Genomic DNA, 18,621 nt, shown 5'->3' with positions numbered 1-18,621 from the left:
GGATCCAGATGTTTTTTCGATTGCTTTGGGCTATTTTCCGCAGCCAATCCAGCCGAAAAGCACTAAAATCGAAAAACTTTTATGAACCCAAGAGGGTTTCCAGCTGTTTGGCGCATGCTCGCAGCGGCTCGGCGCTCTGGCTCGCCTTGGCCATTGCCATGGCACCGGAATAACTCGCGACCACCAGTGTCGCGAGATCATGAGCTCGTGACGCATCGAGATCCGGCCTGTCAGCTCGCAATCTGAGTGAAAGCGCCGAGCGCCAGCGGTCGAATACAGCATTAACCGCTTCACGAAAATCCGTATCCGCCAGCGATAGTTCCAGCGCCAGATTGTTCAACGGGCAACCAGATACCGCGCGGTTGCGCTCCAGTGTATCGGCCACGCCATTGAAAACCGTCCGAATGCCCGCAGCGGCGGAGGTGGCGGTCATGATGGGCTGGATTGCGGTCTCGTCCACTTCCTTGGCTACGCGTTCAGCAATAACGGCGAGACCGAGGGTTTTTTTCGTCGCGAAATGATGATGCAACGCGCCGCCGGTCGTCACTGCGCCACGCACCACATCATGGACGCTGGTCGCGTTATAACCGTTTCGCTGAAAGAGATCGGCTGCAACATCGAGGATGCGTGTACGCATCGCCTGCGGATTGTTGATGCGTCTGGGCCGTTCAATGGTGTCTTGCGTCATGATGAGCCTTTCAACGCTTAAAATAACAAATTGACAAAACAGGACAACCGGTTTTATTAAAACAGGATAACCGGTTTGTTTTGGAGCATCTTATGGCTACCGCCGAACTTGCGCAAAAACTCGACAGTGAACTCCACAGTCCGGTCGTGGAACTGCGCCGCTACACGTTGCATCCGGGACGGCGTGACGATTTGATTTCGCTCTTCGATACGCATTTTCTGGAAAGTCAGGAATTATGCGACATGAAGATCATCGGCCAGTTCCGCGATATCGATGATCCCGACGCCTTCGTCTGGCTGCGCGGTTTTGACGACATGCAAGCTCGCCATCAGGCACTGACCGCCTTCTATGACGGTCCTGTCTGGGCCGCGCATCGCAACGCGGCCAACGATACGATGATCGACTCGGACGATGTACTTCTGTTGCGCCCCGTCGGCCGTGACGCCGGTTTTTCCCTTCCGCACGAGCGATCTGGACGTGTTTCAGGCGCTCCCTCGCCTGCAATCATAGAGGCTGCGACGTATAAGCTGAAAAATTCTGCTGACGGCTTTATTGCTTTCTACGACGATGTCCTTGCACCCCTTTTGCGCGCCTCCGGCAACCACGCCATTGCAACCTTCGCCTCGGAACACAGCCCCAACACCTTTACACGCTTGCCGGTGCGCCTCGGTGAGAATGTCGTCGTGGTTTTCTCACGTTTCGATTCAGTCGTTGACCAATCGGCATTCAGGGATTTGCTCGATGACAATCCGGCATGGCAGGCAGCGCAACTGCAGCTTGCGACCTATCTGACAGCACCGCCGATCATCGCGCGGCTGTCACCAACCGCAAGGTCATTGTTGAGATAGGCATCCCCGTTGCCAAAAAACTTGAGATCAGGGGTTTGCATATCGGTGGAATTCAACTATATGACGACCCGCACCGGCCAATGCTGCCAGCATTTTTGGGGAATAGGTTAACGGTAGACCCACGGACTCTGACTCCGTTAGTCCTGGTTCGAATCCAGGTTCCCCAGCCAAACATTTTCAAAGCAAAATCAAATATTTAATCGAATGACCGTTACGGTCCCACTGGTTTTCATGTTGCGTCATGTTGCAACTGGCTCCCATTGATTTCCAATGGTTTTCTGCAACACTCGGCAAATCCATGCGACATGGATGCAACATGGGAAACGAGATGGCCTATATCGATGCAGGCAATATGACCGACGATGCTTTGGCGGGCTACGATAAAATGATGGTCTAGGTGGCAGTCACGATTAACCCTTTCTATGACGATATGGTCAGACGTCCTCAAGGATTTGGATCGCTGGGGTAAGGTGACGCTTGTCAGTGGTTCCTACGATGACATTGGCAACGCGTTGATTAACCGGTCATAACCCAAGCACCAAAGGTTCGCATAAAGCCCCCGGATTAAAATGCTCAAGCCCCTCGGAACCTCGGATCAAGCCTCTGTCTCGGGTGTCCCGGAAGAGCAAGAGCTCTCCCGATTTCTCGTAAACGACCCGAACCTCGGTCATTCCCGCCGCTTAGTTGCTTCGCACGCACGCGAATGCGGAGACCAAGTCCATGCAACTCACGCGCAGCGACACATAATGGCTAGTACAGCCGGACTGGACGTATCGAAGCTTTCGGGCCATTCGCTGCGCGCCGGCAAAGATCTTGGGAGATTTCCGGCATAGGGGTTAATGTAAACTAACGGCTACCACCATCATACCAATTCACCAGATTCCTGACCTTGAGTAGAATAGTAATCCTCGGCCGCGCGATGAATACTCGCACCTTTCCAGACTCACAGCATTCCCAACGCCAAATCGGAGGAATAAGCCGGGGATGCCTTAGCTGGATGACGCGAGTTTCCTCCTGAGGAGAAGCAAATGAGATGGATTATTTTCAGAATTGATGTGTTTGTTGTGCTGCGATACTTTCACAACATATCCGGCGCCTGGCGGTATAGCCGCCATTTCAAAAACTATATGCGGGAGGGCATGAGTCCGGCCGAAGCCGTGGAATGCGACAAAACCTATTGGGGCATTGCAGACGGTGGGCACATACGATCGGCGGGCAAGCCGAACAACCGTATGACTTCTCCGTTGATGCCAACGATGTGGATGGCGACGAGCAACATATCGAGCCGATCCTGATGGCTCTGTCGCATACGTTAGTAATTCTGACCGAGATATATGTGTTTCTGATCATATCTCGGAGATGCAGTATGTTCAAAGGTTCTGTTGCGGAATTTTCTGAGTATGGAATAAAATCTCCTGATCTTGCCTTGGCCGAACTTTAATATGGCAACCGCCGTCGCAACTTGTGACAGCGATACTTTCGCAAGTCTGCTTTGCGCCAAGAAACCCCTGAACTCAGGTTGAGCTCGGATCGGCGGGAGCAGGCGCGGCAGCGACCGCGGTCAAAATGAGGTCGGCGTGGTCGGCTGGTTTGGCGGCCTTCTGCGTTTTCGTAAGTTCCGACACCAGCAATTCCACCCATGCGTCGTTGTAGGTGTAGCTATTATACGCCCTGTGGAAGATGCAGTAGGTGCGGTTGGTCTTGTCGCCTTTGGCGGGACGCACCTTGAACGTGCGCCATGCATCCGTGTGATCGCTGACGGTGAAGCGCCTGCCGCTTTTCTTGGCCACCAAGGTTGCCACCTCGCTTGGCTTGTGAGGGTACAGCTCGTCTGAAATCTTGTACTTCTGAAGGACGTTGTGAACGCTTTTCCCTTCGTCGGAATCTGGTGTGAGAAACTGGATGTGGGCACTTCCCTTCGATGCACTGTCGAAGGTGTAGACGACCCGGAACTGGTACTCGATATCGTTCAGCTCCTCCTCGGTGAGATTTGCCGTCAACAGAGCGTCCAGTGCAGCGATGTGCTGGGGGACGTCATACATCTGCATCTGAGCGGCATGGTCGATCTGGAGCTTCCCAAATTGCAGTGCTACGGAAATTTCGTTCTGAAGGCTGAGCCTGGAGCCATACATTCAACAATGGTCTTATCGAAATTCAGGCAGCAAGCCTGAAAGACAGAAAGCCATCGCGGGTCGCTCCGACCCAACAGCTTGTGTTCAACTTCATCCCGGATTGCCTTGATGGTATTCAGATTGTTCCTCATGCCCTTCGAGAGGGGGCAATCCGTTCTGCTTAGCATGTGGCTAAGCGCAAAGGTCGTTCCGTCATTGTTCAGGATCGAACCGTCCTTGCGGTGATGGAATTCGTGGAGAAGGTAAGTCCAAGCGATGTTCGTAAGAATGGCGAACATACCGGTTTTGAATTTATAGGTGCTGCTGTTGAAGATGGTCACCGCAAGAATCATCGCCTCGCGGGCGCGCATCAGCCGCTCGTCGTAGTAGAGATTCAGTCCCGTAACGGGATCGAAGCTTTGCTTTCGCTTCTTGAAAAATTTCGATTTCCTCATCCGACGCCGGCTGGATCGTCGCATCCTTCTTAACTGTGGTAATGCGACCAAAATTGACGGTTGGCGTCCGTTCATAGTTGATAAGAGCGTGGATATCCTGATTGCGTTCACCTTTGGCCAGCAACGCCTTAACTATACGCTTTTCAAGGGCGGTCAGCCCTTTGTCTCCAGCCATCGTTCTCCCCCCGAAAAACTGCGTGATGGATCAAGAACGGGAATTGTAGTGCCCAAAGTCGCACAAATGAGGCAGGGAAAGTTATTGGGATCGAAGGACCTCGAGCGCGTACTGCGCAAGAGTATAACGATCGCCATGAAACTGTCCCACGTTTCCCGACACCTAAATGCCACCCGTTCCGCAGTACGAAAAGAGCCGGAAAAAGCTCGGGGTCTAGCTACCATTCGGGACCGCAAGCAGTCCGTCTGCTACAGGGCGCATTGAGCGAATAGCTTTCGTTCAGCAAGCGACTCAAATCAGACTTTGATAAGAATTTGCGGCGAGCCCTTTCCTGCCGAAGCGATGCGTCTGCTGTCGGCCTCTTTTGCCGACGCCTTCGTAGTCTGTTCCCTCACTTTTTTTTCGGCCCCTTCTGGTGCTGGTCGCGCAAAGGCTTTAGCGTCCGGCCTCCCCTTATTTCCCTCATTGCCAGAGGCGACCCATGGCCGAGTCTTCCCCATTCGCCCGATTTATTGCGTTTGTCAGCAAAGGCGTTGCTGCCGTTCGTCATTCGGGTGATGGCGCGCGAGCGCCCGTCTATGGCACGACGCCGGTCATTCCGGGAGCCAAACCGCAAGGCAAGATACCGACGTTGAAGATGCCGACGGCCAAGGGCTGGGAGGGCGAGCACAAGCCGACGGCCGCCTCCGGGCTAAAGGTCAATGCCTTTGCGCGGGGGCTGGTGCATCCCCGCAATATACATGTGCTGCCCAATGGCGATGTGCTAGTGGCTGAATCGATGGGCGAAACGGGAAATCCACGCACCTTGTTCGACCATGCCATGTCGGCCACGATGCAGCGGGCGCGCGCTTCCGGCGACAGCCCCAACCGCGTGACGCTGTTGCGCGATGCCGACGGCGACGGGGTGGCCGAGGAAAGTCACGCCTATATCGAGAATGTGCGGCAGCCCTTCGGCATCGCGCTTGTCGGGGAGACGCTTTATGTCGGAGCCAGCGACGCACTTCTGGCCTATCCCTACGAGGCAGGCGCGACCAGAATCTCCAAACCGTTCAGAAAGCTAATGGATCTGGTGCCCGGCGGGCATTGGACGCGTAATCTGATTGCCAGCAAGGACGGTACCAAGCTTTACGTGGCCGTGGGGTCGCTCACCAATATCGGTGACGCGGGCATGGCGGCCGAAGAAAGCCGGGCCTGCATTCACGAATATGACCTCAAATCGGGGCAGTCCCGTATTTTTGCCGGTGGCCTGCGCAATCCCGTGGGCATGGCCTGGGAGCCCGAGGAAGGGATGCTTTGGACAGTAGTCAATGAGCGCGACGGGCTGGGCGATGAGACGCCGCCTGACTATCTGACATCGGTGAGCGACGGCGGGTTTTACGGTTGGCCCTATTGCTATTGGAACCGGGTGGTGGACGATCGGGTGCCGCAGGACCGCACCAAAGTGGCCTTGGCGCTGCGGCCCGATTATGCGCTGGGCGGGCACACGGCCTCGCTGGGTCTTTGCTGGCTGCCCGAGGGCACACTGCCGGGCTTTCCGTCGGGCATGGCCATCGGCCAGCACGGGTCGTGGAACCGCTCTAAGCTCTCGGGCTACAAGCTGGCATTCGTCGCCTTCGAGAAGGGCAAGCCTGCGGGAATGCCGCGTGACATTCTCACCGATTTCCTGTCGCCGGACGAGAAATATTCCTATGGCCGTCCGGTCGGAGTGGCGCTGGCCGCCGACGGCGCCGTGTTGATGGCAGACGATGTGGGCGACGTCATCTGGCGCGTTACCGGCAGTTGAGCGCGGGGTGACGACGAAACTTTCCCGTATGTTTGTACATTATCGGAACGACCGCTTCCCACCATAGTTGTCCGGTTGCAAATATGAGAATTGCAACATTTGAGCTGACACGTGCCTCCCCGCTGTGCGTGGAGCGGCACTCTTGACGACGACCTTTCGGCCGGCGTTCCAAGCCGGACGTCCCAGTGAGTTAGGATCATACTGTTCAATACTTATTTTCGTTCTCCTTTGACCAACATGAGGCCGGTTCCGGTCAGGCAGCTTTCAAGAACCGCCCTGCGAAAGCAGACGTTTAAGTCGGCTCTGGGTCTGGCCCCAAGTGGCGCAAGAGACCTGTGCCGGAGCGGTGTTGGGTTTGGCTCTATTTCTCAATAAATCCATGGTTTTTTAGGATCATCTGGCTGATTTCGGCCAACAGGAACTCGCCAAACACACGTGCGCCCTGGCTTGCGGCAGGATTCGACGTAAACCCATACTCCGCCGTAGGATTCAGCGCATCGGGCAAATCAACGACGATCAAATCGGAATCATGCGAGGCCAGTATGCCATTCGAACTGTAACTGATGAACAAATCGGCCTTGCCTTGCGAAATCAGCCATCCGGCCGCGGATATTCCCGTCGGAATTGCTGGTGAGTCTGGTCCGCTTACTAACTGGAGAGCCTTGGCCGCCAGATCATCGCCAATGCCAGGGCGAAGTGCGTTGGCTCTTGCGAAGAACTCGAGTGCATAGTCGCCCGAAGGGTCTGCATGGGGGGTGGACGTGCCGAGCTTCACACTGGGATCGAGCATGACATCCAGAAGATTTTCTCGCGTTACTCCAAGATCACGCTCGGCAATGATACAAAGCCGGTTGCGGGCAAATCGCATAACTGGACCAGCAATGCCCTTTTCCTGCAAGTTGCGAGGATGATCCATATTGGCGGAAGCGAACAGATCGAAATAAGCGCCTTGCTCGATCCGTTCTCTCAACAAACCGGCCGGGCCATAATCTGCCTCCACCAGAATATTCGTGTCGCGCCGAAATGCGTCGATTATAGCGCCGAAGGCATTTCGCAGGCTTCCAGCCGCCAGAACGATGATGGGCGGAGTCGGGTTGTCGTTGCTCACAAGCGTTACTTCACAGTCTTTTCCGTCGAAATGGCGCTCGCAGAGCGATCTCGGAAGATCGGTACAATGGCGATGCGCTCGACGTTTCCTTCCTGAAACTTCAGCGAACGAACCGGAATACCGTACAGCGCCTCCAGGTTTTGATCGGTCATGACCTCGTCCACGGGACCAAGGATCGTGCGTGTCTCGTCGAGCATGAGCAGGACGTGGTCGGCCACGGCCAGCGCATGATTGGGTTGGTGGGTTGTGAACGCCAGCGCCAAATGCTTTGCGCTTGCAAGGTCGCGCATCAGGCCAAGGATGTTGTCCTGGTTTTTTAGATCGAGAGCCGATGCTGGTTCATCCAGCAGCAGTATGGCATTTTCGCCCGCAAGCGCCCTGGCGATCAGCACCAATTGTTTCTCGCCACCGGACAAGGCATTGAAGCTTTGCTCGGCGTATCGCTCCATGCCGGTAGCCACAAGGGCATCCATTGCTATCGCCGTATCAGTCTTGGTTGGATTACGGAAAATCGGCACGTGCCGGGCCCGCCCCATCAACACGATGTCGAGGACGGAATAGGGAAAAGAACCCGCAAAATCCTGCGGTACGAAGCCCACTGTATGCAGAACGTCGATCATGCCGCTATTCAGCTTGAGGAGGTGTGCCATGGCGCGCAGCAGCGTTGATTTCCCACGGCCGTTGGGGCCGAGGATGGCGAGTATGTCGCCGCGTTTCATGTCGAGATCGAGGTCGCGAAACTGCCAATGCCGGCCGTCATAGCTATGCCCGGCACTGCGAATGGTCACGACGGATTCAACCACGACTCCCGCCTCCTGCCTGACTATGGCGTAATAGGATCGCAAAGACCGGAGTGCCGATCAATGCAGTAAGAATACCGAGTGGGATTTCAGTGCCGGTGAGTGTTCGCGCAACGTCGTCGATGATGATGAGGTATAGTCCACCGATCAGAACCGAGGCGGGCATCATGACGCGATGATCTGGACCGATAAGCATGCGAGCGATATGCGGCACAACCAATCCGACCCAACCTATGATACCGCTGACTGCAACCTGAGCGGCAACGATGCATGCCACCAGCGTCAGTATGAGCCAGCGCAGCCGCTCCACCTGCACGCCGAGCGCTCTCGCGTCCTCGTCTCCGACAGACAGGAGGTTGATCCGCCAGCGCAAAGCCAATAGCAAGCCGCCTGCAATCAGCACCGGCGGGCCAATAAGTACTATTTTTTCGTGATTTGCAGTGGCAAAGCTGCCAAGCAGCCAGAACACCATGGTCGGAAGCTTGTCTTCAGTGTCGGCAAGATACTGGACCAAGCTAACCAACGCGCCGAAAAAACCGCTAATCACGACGCCGGCGAGAACAAGCGCAAGGATATTGCGGCGCGCCACCAGGGAATTCAGGCCATAAACCAGGATCAGGGCGAAAAGGCCGAAGACGAAGGATGTACCAAGCAAACCAGCACGCGGCAGGCTCAAGAGGATGGCGAGCGTGCCGCCGAATGCTGCCCCTGACGAGACGCCCATGATTTGGGGGCCGACGAGCGGATTGCGGAAGACGCCCTGAAGGGCGGCACCCGCAAGAGCGAGACCGGACCCTGCAAACATCGCCAGCAGAATACGCGGCAGGCGAACAGTGAAGATCACATTCTGCTCCACTGCGGATATAGGCGTCGTCGCGGGTATCAGCGGATCAAGCAGAATTTCGACTACGCGCCCGATCGGAATGTCAAAACGGCCGATGCCGAGCGAAGCCACCGCCACCAGCAGAAGTATGCACGCAAGGATAACGAGCACGATGCCGGCAGAGCGCCTTGCGGACTGGATGGCGTTCTCGCTCACTGGGCGGCGTGATAGTCGGTGCGGTAGAATTTGCGATAATAGGCGTCGGCTTCCGTTTGCATGTCGATGTCCTTGAAGCGGTCGGGATAAAGCTGCTTCGCCATCCATAATTCACCAAGCGCCATTGCTTCCGGCATTGGATAACCCCATGCCTTGGCGTATTCCGGCATCAGATAGACGCGGCCGTTCTTTACCGCGTCGATCGTCTGCCAGGAATCGGATTTCCTGATCTCATCGACAACGGCGGGATAGCGCTCTTGCACGAAGATGACGGAAGGATTCCACGAAAGCACGTCCTCCATCGTTACCTGCTTGAAACCGGCAATACCGTCGGCGACATTGCGCCCGCCGGCCTTCGCCATCATCAGCCCAGTATATTTGCCATGGCCATAGGTCGTCAGATCGGGATTGGCCATGTAGAGCGACACACGCTGGGCTTCATCCAGGCCGGCGAGGCGATCCGCAACCAGTTTCCGGTTTTTCATAGCATAGGCGATGAGCTCTTCGCCCTGTGGTTTCTTGTCGAGCACATCGGCGATGATGCGGATCCCTTGAGCAAAACCTGCATCATAGGCGGCAGGTTCGTCCTTGACGGAGGGGTTGAGCTTCGTAGCTTCCTGGGGCGGGACGGCGAGCAGGGATATGGCGACGACGGGAACACCAACCGCCTCAATCTGGCTGATCATGTCCGCGGGCGCATAATTGGTGACGAACGCCACATCCGGCTTGAGCTTCAGCAATTCCTCGATGTTTACTTTGGTGAGGCCACCCGGCATCGGCATGTCAGCAAGCTGTGGTGCTAGCCTCAGGTAGTTGGCGCCGAGCTGCTTCTTCCATTCGTCGAGCACGCCGACGACCTTGTCCATCGCGTCGAGCTGTACCGCTATGTTCAGTGTCTGATGCTGCAGGATCACCACCCGATTGACCACATCCGGTACGCTCACCTGTTTGCCGAGCTGGTCCGTAACGGTCCTGTCAGCCCAGGCGGGTGCCGCGATAATGAGGCAGGCCAGAAGAATGGCGAAATGGGTCAATGAACATTGGCGAGCAATATTAATCATAGGGCGTTGGTTCCGTGCGTGAAGGATGCGAGGAGGCGTAGCATTATATTTTTGCAGATACAACGAAGATGGGATCCATTGCGGCAATCTGCACTTTACGCGAGCCTTCGGGGCTGATTTTATCCGTTCGCATCACACAAGGAGAGCAAACATGAAGATCAGTGCACGCAATCGCCTCAAGGGCAAAATCGTCGAAGTCGTCAAGGGCGCAACAACAGCGCATGTCCGCATCGATATCGGCGGATCGATCGTCACCTCCTCGATCACCAATGAAGCCGTGGACGAACTCGGCCTGAAGGTTGGAGACACGGCCTACGCCGTGGTCAAAGCTTCAGACGTAATGGTTGCCATCGACTGACGATTGCTCAATCAAGCCTTCTGGCAATCGCGCGCAGTCGGGCCATCACCTGTCTCGAAATCGCCGGCTTGCGGTGGCGAAATCGGCTTGAACAAAGTTCTGTCGGGTTTGATGTCGAGTAGCGGCGTGCCATCGAGGCAGTCGAGGCCGCGGACCGACAGGATCGCTCCCTCTATGCTTTCAAATACGACAATCGAACTGCCGATCGGATTGGGCCTCACAGGCGAGCGAAGCGAGAATGTGCCGCGTACCTCACCATTGCTGGCGGGACTTTGCATGACAAGATCGCGTCGGGACTGGTCCAGCCAATACAGAATCTCCAGCCGTTCGAATGCATCTACGCCATGCAGAGCCTCAACCCATGGCTCGAATATTTCGATCCGGCAGATTGGACCATCATGGCGTCCTTGACGGGGGCAGGTGAGGCGCGATGTCCAGGGCGTCGATATCCGTCCGATGAACGTCAGAGCAGCGTCGTCAGCTTCAGGAGCGGCAACCGCAACTTCGTTTTGACGGATTTCATTTTCCCGGACCATCAGCCTGTTCCTTCAATTTCAAAGTTAACTTCATTGCCATCCCTTTCGCCCCGAAGCGAGAAGCCAGATGAAGAATGGTGCGCCGACGGCGGCTGTCAGGATGCCGAGCGGGATCTCAATGAGCGCTATCGTTCTTGCCAGCATGTCGACGATGAGAAGATAGCACGCGCCAAGAATCATCGATGCCGGTAACAATCTGCGGAAATCCGGCCCAACCAGCAACCGCGCGATGTGCGGAATGACAAGTCCGATCCAGCCTATGATGCCAGTGATCGACACGGCGGCGGCAGTGATCAGCGTTGCCGAGGCGATCAATACAGGTCGAAGCACGCGTGTATCGACGCCCAGACTTTGTGCCTCCTCTTCGCCCAGCGTCAGGAGGTTGATCCGCCAGCGCAGAAGTATCAATGGCAGTAGGCCAACTATGAAGGCGGGCAAGACCGATAACACGTCATTGCCGCTAACCGCCGTCAAGCTGCCGAGCAGCCAATAGGTGATTGCCGGCAACTGGTCATACGGATCGGCGAGGATCTTGATCAGGGAGATTCCCGATCCCACCAAGGCACCGATTGCGACACCTGACAGGACAAGCACCAAGACGGGATCGCGGTTGCGTATCGTCGATCCCACGGCATAGACTGCTGCAACGGCTAGCAATCCACCGACGAATCCCAACAACTGGATCGCAACGACAGGCAGTGACAGGAAAATGCCGACGACAGCGCCGAGGCTGGCTCCTGCGGAGACACCCAGGATATCCGGGGAAACCAATGGATTGCGGAACAGGCCCTGATATGTCGCACCCGCTGCTGCCAGCACCGCACCGACACAAAGTCCGGCGGCAACACGCGGCAGGCGTACGTTCCAGATGACATTGGTCAGAATTGGATCAACCGTGGCGGACCCGCCGGAGATCTTTGCGAAGAGCACATGAAGGACGGTGCCCGGACCGATTGAAAACTTTCCAGTCATGAGCGACAGGATTACGAGCACGAGAAGAGCGGTGCAATAGGGCCAGAGCCATGTGGATGCCCTTGCGATCGCAGTCCTCTCTGCAAACCTATCAGTCATTGTAGAGCAGCCACCGCACCGGTAAGGAGATCATCGGTCTGCTGATCCGACAGATCGACCTGATAGAACAGTTTGTAGAACTCGCGTACGTCGTCGCGCAGGTTGGTTTTGTAGACATCAGGATAAAAAAGCTCTTCAAGCCAGCGAATACCGATCAAACGGTTCACGCCTGGCGGCGTATCGAACCAACCGAACGGCAATGATGGCGGTACAAAGATACGGCCATCTCTGACCGCCTTGACACCGCTCCAGCGCGCATCGGTTTTCACTGCTTCGGCAAACTTGGGATCCTCGGCGATGATCTTGTCAGGGTTCCACTGCAGGAGTTGTTCGAGTGAGACATTGGTCAGTCCGCCTTTGCCGGCAGATGCGGCGACGTTCGTCGCACCGGCCGCCTCCAGGATTTCCAGATTGATGGAGCCAGCCAGCCCGGTTTCGAGTCCTTCCGGGCCGCGACCGTAATAGACCCGTGGACGCTTCCCTTCCGGAACAGCGCTCAGGGTTTCGTGCAATTGGTCCAGTGTTACTTGTGTATAGGCCGAGAGCTTGGCCGCCCGGTCCCGGGCTCCGATCAGATCTCCCAGCAATTTGTAGGTTTCAGCTGACTTTGCAAAGCTGCCATCAATCAGCACGTAAGGAATTCCGGTCTGTTGCTGAACCTTGTCGGCAAGAGAGATATAGGTGTCATTGATTGTGCCAACGTCGATGATCAAATCGGGTTTCGCCGCCAGAACCGCCTCGACATTGGCGGTGCCGCCTTTTCCAGTCAATCGGCCATAGGTCGGCAAGCCGCGCACTTCAGGAAGCAGGAATGGAAGTTCTGCCTTTTTCGGTTCGCGCACCCATCCGGCCAGTTTTTCCGGCGCGAGGGTATAAATGAGAACGGAGGCTGGCGGCCCTGCCGTGAGCACCCTTTCGATTCGGTCTGGAACTTCAACCGTTCGTCCGGCAGAGTCCGTAAAGGGTCGTGCCTGTGCCATTGTTGTGATGATCGCGAACATCGCCAGCGCATAGATCAGTTTTTTCACGATTCACTCCCATTGCTGCGATCAATATATTCGCAAGAACATAGCGCTGGCTATGGCGGATTTGGCGCACATGATGGGCTGTCTCGGAAAGTAAGCGGATGAGCTTGCACAGACGGCCAATGCATGGCAGTGTTATATTCGATAAGATATAACGCTACGAGACCACGATGCGAGCATTGGCCGGACTTCATCACCACCATGGCGGTCCCCTCGGGACGATCCAACTCCCGCGTCCTATGGATGCTCCTCTAGTCAGCGCCGACTCCAGGAACCAGCAGCGTTCGAAAATCTGGGATATATCGCCGAACCTTCATTGTTCGATCATAGGCACGTGCCTGACAGCAGCTGAGCTGCGGCAATTCCTGCTCAAGATGGGCGAAACGGATGCCCGCACGGCAACCGACCATTCATTGCATAGCCGCGGCGTGCTTGCTGCTGGTCGGCGCGACACAGCGGGAAAGCTTCTGAACAAAGTGCTCGACAAGCGGCACGAAGCGTTGATCAAGCGCTTTTCAAAAGCGTCGACCACGAAAGACGTTCGGACCATGTGGCTCGCTGCGTTGGAACAGGGCGACATTCCCGGAGCGTATTGGGCTGTGCTTACGCATCCAGCCACCGACCGGCCGCTGGTTCAGGAAGTCTTCGGCGAAGTGCACATGCTGTCGCATCTGGTCGGCCGCTCAAATCGACTAGACATCTCCCGGTTGCAGAAGCTTCAACGTGAACTCGACGAAAGGGACGCGAAAGTCGCCAAACAGGAAGCTCGTCTCCTTAATGCTGCCAAAGAGCGATCCGAATTGCTTCGCAGAATTGAGGAGATGGAGCAAACCGTAATCCGGCTAGCGGCCCGCCAGAACAGCAATCCGGGAACCGAAGACGAAAAATCTCCGGTGACTTCTCGTTTGCAAAAACTGGATGCAGAAAAAGTCCGCTCCGACGTCTTGGTGGCGAGGTTGCAGGAGAGCGAAGACAAACAACGTCAAACGGAAAGCCGTGCGAATCGCTTGTCGCGTCAAGTTGCCGAGTTGCAGCACGAACTTGCAGCAGTGAACACTGTTCTCAACGTTGAGAACACCCCCGAGGTCCCTCCCGGCGCATCCTCCCAAGCGCTGCTCTATGTTGGTGGACGTCGCGGGCTGTTCGACCGTTTGAGGACATTGGCTGAACGGCACGGATATGAACTCTTCATCCATGATGGTGGTGTCGAAGACAACATCTCCTTGCTGCCCGGGCTGGTTTCCCAAACAAGCGCTGCGCTGTTCCCCGTGGATTGCATAAGTCATTCGGCGGCCGGGTTAGTGAAGCGCTTGTGTCAGGATGAACAGAAGAAATTTGTTCCATTGAGGACGGCGAGCCTCGCCAGTTTCATTGCCGCGGTGTCCGCGGAAAGACTCGCCAATTATCACACCCCTTCGATTTGATGCCCCCGTGACGGCACCATTGGAATGTGCGCTTTTGGCGCAACCGCGACCTCAGCGTGATCGTCGGCAATGGCTGCTTTCAGCCGGTGGCAAAACTGACCTCAACGGCCAACATGCGGGCGCAACGCCGTCGTTCTGTTATGAAATCCAAGATGTCCGCTTCTCTAATCGGGCATTTGGGTCAAGCTCTTTTCTGATCGTCGGTAGCCTGGTCGTTCACGCGGGTCACGCTTCTCTTCGCAGTCTATTGGCTCCCTTGCGTTCGGAGCCGCTGCATGCATGCATGGGAAAGCCGGCTGTTAGCCGCGAATGCAACATAGGCGCGACATAGCCGTAAAAAGCACAATCAAAACAACTTGAATTAAAACACTCTGACTCCGTTAGTACTGGTTCGAATCCAGGTTCCCCAGCCAGCAAAATCAACTAATTCTCATAAACGATTTGACGCCTTGGTCCGTTCTGGCGGATATCGAGCGTTTGTTGCTCCCGGAACATCTGCGCACCCGCGTTGTCATGCCCGGTGAAAAGCGTTACACGAGCGACAAAGCCCAACGCGACGTTCCGCTCAGCAGTGGTGTTCCGGATTCCACGATGATGATATTCCCATGACAAGTTTGAAGTTTGGAACAAGCGGCCTTCGCGGCCTGGTAACTGAACTGCCGGATCAGGTTTGCCGCGCCTATACGTTGGCGTTTCTCAAACATATGCAAAGCGCTCACGCCGCGCCTGCCGTCGTGCTAGTTGGATATGACCTGCGATCAAGCAGCCCGCAGATGGCCGCTGCCTGCATTTCCGCAGCGCAGGAATTTGGCGTGGCCGTCGAAAACTGCGGCCCGGTACCGACGCCGGCGCTGGCCTTCCGGGCGATGAGCCTGAAGGTGCCCGCCATCATGGTGACAGGCAGCCACATTCCGGCAGATCGCAACGGGCTAAAGTTCTATCGGCCTGATGGCGAGATCGACAAGGCCGATGAGGCCGGCATTCTTTCCGCGCTCAAGGCAGAACCGACCGAGCTCGTGTCCTCACCTGAACCTTTGCCGGTCGCATCGGATGCACTGGAAAACTACATCAGGCGTTGCGCTTCTCTTCTTGCGCCAAAATCCTTGGCTGGCCTGCGGATAGGCGTTTATCAGCATAGCTCCGTCGCGCGCGATTTGATGGTGACCATCTTGCAAGACTACGGCGCGGACGCGGTTGCTCTCGCCCGTTCAGAGGTTTTCGTTCCAGTCGATACCGAAGCGCTGCGGCCGGAGGACGTTGAATTTGCCCACGCAGCTGCCAAGAAATACAAGCTTGACGCCTTGGTTTCCACGGATGGCGATGCGGACCGGCCTCTCATCGCCGACGAGCGGGGCGCGTTCTTGCGCGGGGATAGTGTTGGGCTTCTGACCGCGCACTTTCTGCGTGCCGATGCCGTCGTCACCCCTGTGACCTCGAATACGGCGATCGAACTTAGCGGCCTGTTTTCAAAGGTTTACCGCACACGCGTCGGCTCGCCATATGTCATTGAGGGCATGGAACAGGCCAGCAAGGACGGCCACCAGCGCGTCGTCGGTTTTGAGGCCAATGGCGGTGTTCTGCTAGGTTCGCAAGTCACTGCGGATGGCGGGCGTCTCGAGGCCCTGCCGACGCGCGACGCGATGCTTCCCATCCTCGCGGTCTTGGGTGCGGCTGCAAAAGAAGGTGTTGCTCTGTCGAAGCTGCTCGATAGTTTGCCAGCGCGATTTACACGCAGCGGCCGTCTCGAACATGTCGATGCGAGCCAGAGCGGACCTTTCCTGCAAAATCTGGGTGACGGCAGCTACCGGGAAGAATTTTTTGGAGATCTCGGGACTATCAAGGAAACCGACACGATCGACGGTGTTCGCATCGTGTTTGCAACCGGCGAGGTAGTCCACTATCGCGCCTCCGGCAACGCACCCGAATTGCGCTGCTATGCGGAAGCGGCAACGGACGGGCGGGCCGAGGAGCTTTTGCAATGGGGCTTGAAACGGGCGCGGGAAACACTGGTTTCGGACTAGGGTCAGAACACTTTCATCGTATGCTGCGTGAAGAAAATCCCGGCTGAGCGCACAAATTGCCAAATATGCCAAAGGCCTTTGTCAGCCGCACGTCCACCTTCGTGGACAATCCTGACTGTCGGAACATAGGCGATGCGAGCGATTTCCGCTGTGCGTAGCGAGACGTCGAAGTCTTCGAAATATAGCAAGTAACGCGGATCGAACCCCTGCAATTTCGTGTAGACTTCGCCCCTGAAAAACATGAAGCAGCCGCTGACAATTGGCGGATCCCATGCGATGGAATTGGCCGGCTGGTCATGCATCTCATACCGGTCCAGGCGTTTGTGAAACCAGGATTTGAGCCAGCTCGGCGCAAACCCGCGCAGAAGAAGATCGAACAGCGTGGGATATCGTTTGCACAGATATTGTTTGCTGCCGTCGGGATTGAAAGCCTGCGGGGTAAGAAGGCCACATTCCGCGTTGTCACGCATGAATGACAGTGCCTGTTCGATCGCGTCTGGCTCCATTTCCACGTCCGGATTGAGCACCAGATGATATTTGCCCGTATGGCCCAATACCAGATTATTGGCTCGACCGAAGCCTATATTGCCCTGGCCTGAAATGATTTCGCAAGGCAGATCGCCACACGCGGCAGCGAGCCAGGCATGGTCGGAAGGTTCGGGCGAATTATCGACAATGGTGAATTTCACTTGCAATGGCGGCAGGCTACCAAGCGCATTCCGCAAGCTTTGCAATGTCCTGAGAACGGTCGGTCTATCGGGTTTGAAGATGACAATACAGACCGTGAGCTCGAAATCCTGCGGTTCAGCCATTGCCGGCCCTCTTTCCCATCTTGCCAAAAAGGCCGTGAAAGATACCGATTGTCATCATCTTGGCATGCTCAAGCCGGGGCACGGTCATCAGACTGTAAAATATATATTTTCGCAGGAGGCGGGACCCGTCCACAATCTTCCAGTTGAACCGCAACCACGGCTGACGGTAGAGCCAAACTGCATTTCTGAAATGGTAGTAATGCCTTAACGGACTATGAACGGGAATTTGCCTGCCGAGAAACAAGATTGGTTCGTCGCCAAGGTCATGCTCCATGAGCGCCGCGCAAACTCCGAAGGAGCGATACCCCTTCTGCTGCGCCCGCAGACCCCACTCGATATCCACATAGTCGATGAACAATTCCTCCCGCATACCACCAACGTCATCGAGCGTTGACATCGGGATGAGACAGCCAGATGCGATCAGATAGTCGACATCCACAACAGCATCCGGTGTCGCGCAGGCCTGCCGCTCCAGCCGGAAGCCATTCGTCCGGATAAAAGGCGGCGGGTTGTTCTGGCGGGTGTCTTCATATCGTGGGCCAACGCAGCCGAGTTTCACACCCCTGGAAATCTGCACTTTCGCCGCTGCCAGCAGCGTCGCCACCATGTCGTGCGCGGGGAGACTATCCTGATCGAGGAGCAGCACAAACCCTGATCCATGTGCGCGGGCATGCTCGATGCCGACATTCTGCGCCGTGGCGATGCCCAGATTTTCGCCGAGCGCCACAAGGTCGACATGGAAATCATGCCCGCGCACCCATGCTCCGATATCGGCTTTCGAACCATTGTCGACGATGATCACCGAGCCGAGTTGCGGAACAATCGCATCGAGTAGCGATCTCAGACCTTTGAGGTCAGGATTGTAGGTGACGATAATGCCGCTGACTTCTGGCTGGCGTTCAATTTGCATTTCAAACCCATGATTCGCTATCTGGTGCGATCGCGTTGCAAAAAATGTTATCTGTAGGAAGCAAACCGAACTGAGCCCTCGGTGCGGTTGACTTGTCCAGGCATTGCCGCGAAATGACTGCACATAGATGAGCGAACCGCATCCCGCGCTTGTGCTGAAATCGGTTCTGTTTGTCCAGTACATTATTTTCCGCGTTCTCTTACGCGTCTTATGTAAGGAAGAGGTCTAATGAAGGGAATAATCCTCGCAGGTGGAAGCGGTACACGTCTCTATCCATTGACCATCGCCGTCTCGAAGCAAATGCTTCCCATCTACGACAAGCCGATGATCTATTATCCGCTGAGCGTTCTGATGCTGGCGGGAATACGCGACATTCTGGTGATTTCGACACCGCAC

At 56.0% G+C, this 18,621-nt stretch carries 19 protein-coding genes and 1 tRNA gene; 7 read left to right on the top strand and 13 right to left on the bottom strand.

Annotated features, from left to right (window positions below; translation table 11 throughout):
* Positions 1 to 79 precede the first annotated feature (79 nt).
* On the bottom strand, positions 80 to 688 hold the full coding sequence (locus PHA01_RS10495) for a TetR/AcrR family transcriptional regulator (RefSeq protein WP_271895139.1): 609 nt from the start codon (positions 686 to 688) through the stop codon (positions 80 to 82).
* Between the two features lie 92 nt (positions 689 to 780).
* On the opposite strand from PHA01_RS10495, the gene PHA01_RS10490 reads away from it, so the two are divergent.
* Both PHA01_RS10490 and PHA01_RS10485 read left to right on the top strand, forming a co-directional pair.
* A complete protein-coding gene (locus PHA01_RS10490; protein ID WP_271895137.1) occupies positions 781 to 1,536 on the top strand; it encodes an NIPSNAP family protein in 756 nt (251 codons plus the stop codon).
* A gap of 96 nt (positions 1,537 to 1,632) precedes the next feature.
* Positions 1,633 to 1,706 (top strand) — tRNA-Gln (locus PHA01_RS10485).
* Positions 1,707 to 3,050: 1,344 nt separating this feature from the next.
* Here the strand turns inward: PHA01_RS10485 and PHA01_RS10480 are convergent.
* Genes PHA01_RS10480 through PHA01_RS10475 form a run of 3 tightly spaced genes read right to left on the bottom strand, consistent with a single transcriptional unit; the run spans position 3,051 to position 4,277 of the window.
* Complete coding sequence (locus PHA01_RS10480) at positions 3,051 to 3,668, bottom strand: hypothetical protein (RefSeq protein ID WP_271895135.1); 618 nt, start codon at positions 3,666 to 3,668, stop codon at positions 3,051 to 3,053.
* A complete protein-coding gene (locus PHA01_RS29405) occupies positions 3,626 to 4,000 on the bottom strand; it encodes a DUF3644 domain-containing protein (RefSeq protein ID WP_417020957.1) in 375 nt (124 codons plus the stop codon). The genes PHA01_RS10480 and PHA01_RS29405 overlap by 43 nt, the downstream gene beginning before the upstream one ends.
* Positions 3,960 to 4,277 carry a hypothetical protein gene (locus tag PHA01_RS10475; RefSeq protein WP_271895132.1) on the bottom strand — a complete coding sequence of 106 codons (318 nt, stop codon included), beginning with the start codon at positions 4,275 to 4,277 and terminating at the stop codon, positions 3,960 to 3,962. The genes PHA01_RS29405 and PHA01_RS10475 overlap by 41 nt, the downstream gene beginning before the upstream one ends.
* A 481-nt stretch (positions 4,278 to 4,758) precedes the next feature.
* Between PHA01_RS10475 and PHA01_RS10470 the strand changes: the two genes are divergently transcribed.
* The gene (locus PHA01_RS10470; protein WP_271895130.1) at positions 4,759 to 6,060 is read left to right on the top strand and encodes a PQQ-dependent sugar dehydrogenase; all 1,302 of its coding nucleotides are present in this window, start codon (positions 4,759 to 4,761) and stop codon (positions 6,058 to 6,060) included.
* 361 nt (positions 6,061 to 6,421) lie between these two features.
* Here PHA01_RS10470 and PHA01_RS10465 read toward each other — a convergent pair whose 3' ends face one another.
* The 4 genes from PHA01_RS10465 to PHA01_RS10450 are packed head-to-tail and all read right to left on the bottom strand — an operon-like array spanning position 6,422 to position 10,068.
* Positions 6,422 to 7,168 carry a molybdate ABC transporter substrate-binding protein gene (locus tag PHA01_RS10465; RefSeq protein ID WP_271895128.1) on the bottom strand — a complete coding sequence of 249 codons (747 nt, stop codon included), beginning with the start codon at positions 7,166 to 7,168 and terminating at the stop codon, positions 6,422 to 6,424.
* A 5-nt stretch (positions 7,169 to 7,173) separates the two neighbouring features.
* Positions 7,174 to 7,971 carry an ABC transporter ATP-binding protein gene (locus PHA01_RS10460; protein WP_271895126.1) on the bottom strand — a complete coding sequence of 266 codons (798 nt, stop codon included), beginning with the start codon at positions 7,969 to 7,971 and terminating at the stop codon, positions 7,174 to 7,176.
* Positions 7,964 to 8,992 carry a FecCD family ABC transporter permease gene (locus PHA01_RS10455; RefSeq protein ID WP_417020956.1) on the bottom strand — a complete coding sequence of 343 codons (1,029 nt, stop codon included), beginning with the start codon at positions 8,990 to 8,992 and terminating at the stop codon, positions 7,964 to 7,966. Before PHA01_RS10455 ends, PHA01_RS10460 begins: the two co-directional genes overlap by 8 nt.
* Before the next feature lie 11 nt (positions 8,993 to 9,003).
* Positions 9,004 to 10,068, bottom strand: coding sequence for an ABC transporter substrate-binding protein (locus PHA01_RS10450; RefSeq protein ID WP_271895122.1), 1,065 nt, complete (start codon positions 10,066 to 10,068; stop codon positions 9,004 to 9,006).
* A gap of 151 nt (positions 10,069 to 10,219) precedes the next feature.
* Here PHA01_RS10450 and PHA01_RS10445 point away from each other — a divergent pair, with 151 nt between their 5' ends.
* The gene (locus PHA01_RS10445) at positions 10,220 to 10,426 is read left to right on the top strand and encodes a TOBE domain-containing protein (RefSeq protein WP_271895120.1); all 207 of its coding nucleotides are present in this window, start codon (positions 10,220 to 10,222) and stop codon (positions 10,424 to 10,426) included.
* 11 nt (positions 10,427 to 10,437) lie between these two features.
* Here PHA01_RS10445 and tsaA read toward each other — a convergent pair whose 3' ends face one another.
* The 3 genes from tsaA to PHA01_RS10430 are packed head-to-tail and all read right to left on the bottom strand — an operon-like array spanning position 10,438 to position 13,061.
* Complete coding sequence (tsaA, locus tag PHA01_RS10440; RefSeq protein ID WP_271895118.1) at positions 10,438 to 10,962, bottom strand: tRNA (N6-threonylcarbamoyladenosine(37)-N6)-methyltransferase TrmO; 525 nt, start codon at positions 10,960 to 10,962, stop codon at positions 10,438 to 10,440.
* Positions 10,963 to 10,992: 30 nt separating this feature from the next.
* Entirely contained in the window at positions 10,993 to 12,033 is a 1,041-nt protein-coding gene (locus PHA01_RS10435) for a FecCD family ABC transporter permease (RefSeq protein WP_271895116.1), read from the bottom strand.
* Complete coding sequence (locus tag PHA01_RS10430) at positions 12,030 to 13,061, bottom strand: iron ABC transporter substrate-binding protein (RefSeq protein ID WP_417020949.1); 1,032 nt, start codon at positions 13,059 to 13,061, stop codon at positions 12,030 to 12,032. Before PHA01_RS10430 ends, PHA01_RS10435 begins: the two co-directional genes overlap by 4 nt.
* Positions 13,062 to 13,534: 473 nt before the next feature.
* Here PHA01_RS10430 and PHA01_RS10425 point away from each other — a divergent pair, with 473 nt between their 5' ends.
* Together PHA01_RS10425 and PHA01_RS10420 are read left to right on the top strand one after the other, a co-directional pair.
* Complete coding sequence (locus PHA01_RS10425) at positions 13,535 to 14,482, top strand: DUF2325 domain-containing protein (RefSeq protein ID WP_271895114.1); 948 nt, start codon at positions 13,535 to 13,537, stop codon at positions 14,480 to 14,482.
* A gap of 605 nt (positions 14,483 to 15,087) precedes the next feature.
* A complete protein-coding gene (locus PHA01_RS10420; RefSeq protein WP_271895111.1) occupies positions 15,088 to 16,503 on the top strand; it encodes a phosphomannomutase in 1,416 nt (471 codons plus the stop codon).
* A gap of 2 nt (positions 16,504 to 16,505) precedes the next feature.
* Here the strand turns inward: PHA01_RS10420 and PHA01_RS10415 are convergent, their stop codons facing one another.
* Both PHA01_RS10415 and PHA01_RS10410 read right to left on the bottom strand, forming a co-directional pair.
* The gene (locus tag PHA01_RS10415; protein WP_271895108.1) at positions 16,506 to 17,315 is read right to left on the bottom strand and encodes a glycosyltransferase; all 810 of its coding nucleotides are present in this window, start codon (positions 17,313 to 17,315) and stop codon (positions 16,506 to 16,508) included.
* Complete coding sequence (locus tag PHA01_RS10410; protein ID WP_271895105.1) at positions 17,308 to 18,225, bottom strand: glycosyltransferase family 2 protein; 918 nt, start codon at positions 18,223 to 18,225, stop codon at positions 17,308 to 17,310. Before PHA01_RS10410 ends, PHA01_RS10415 begins: the two co-directional genes overlap by 8 nt.
* A gap of 228 nt (positions 18,226 to 18,453) precedes the next feature.
* Here PHA01_RS10410 and PHA01_RS10405 point away from each other — a divergent pair.
* A partial coding sequence (locus tag PHA01_RS10405) for a sugar phosphate nucleotidyltransferase (RefSeq protein WP_271895911.1) occupies positions 18,454 to 18,621 on the top strand: 168 nt, incomplete at its 3' end.

Origin of the sequence: Candidatus Phyllobacterium onerii, assembly GCF_028331445.1 — a bacterium.
In the GTDB taxonomy this organism is placed as follows: Bacteria; Pseudomonadota; Alphaproteobacteria; order Rhizobiales; family Rhizobiaceae; genus Phyllobacterium; species Phyllobacterium onerii.
Note: the sequence above shows the minus strand (reverse complement) of the source record. Positions and strands in the feature narration are given on the sequence as shown.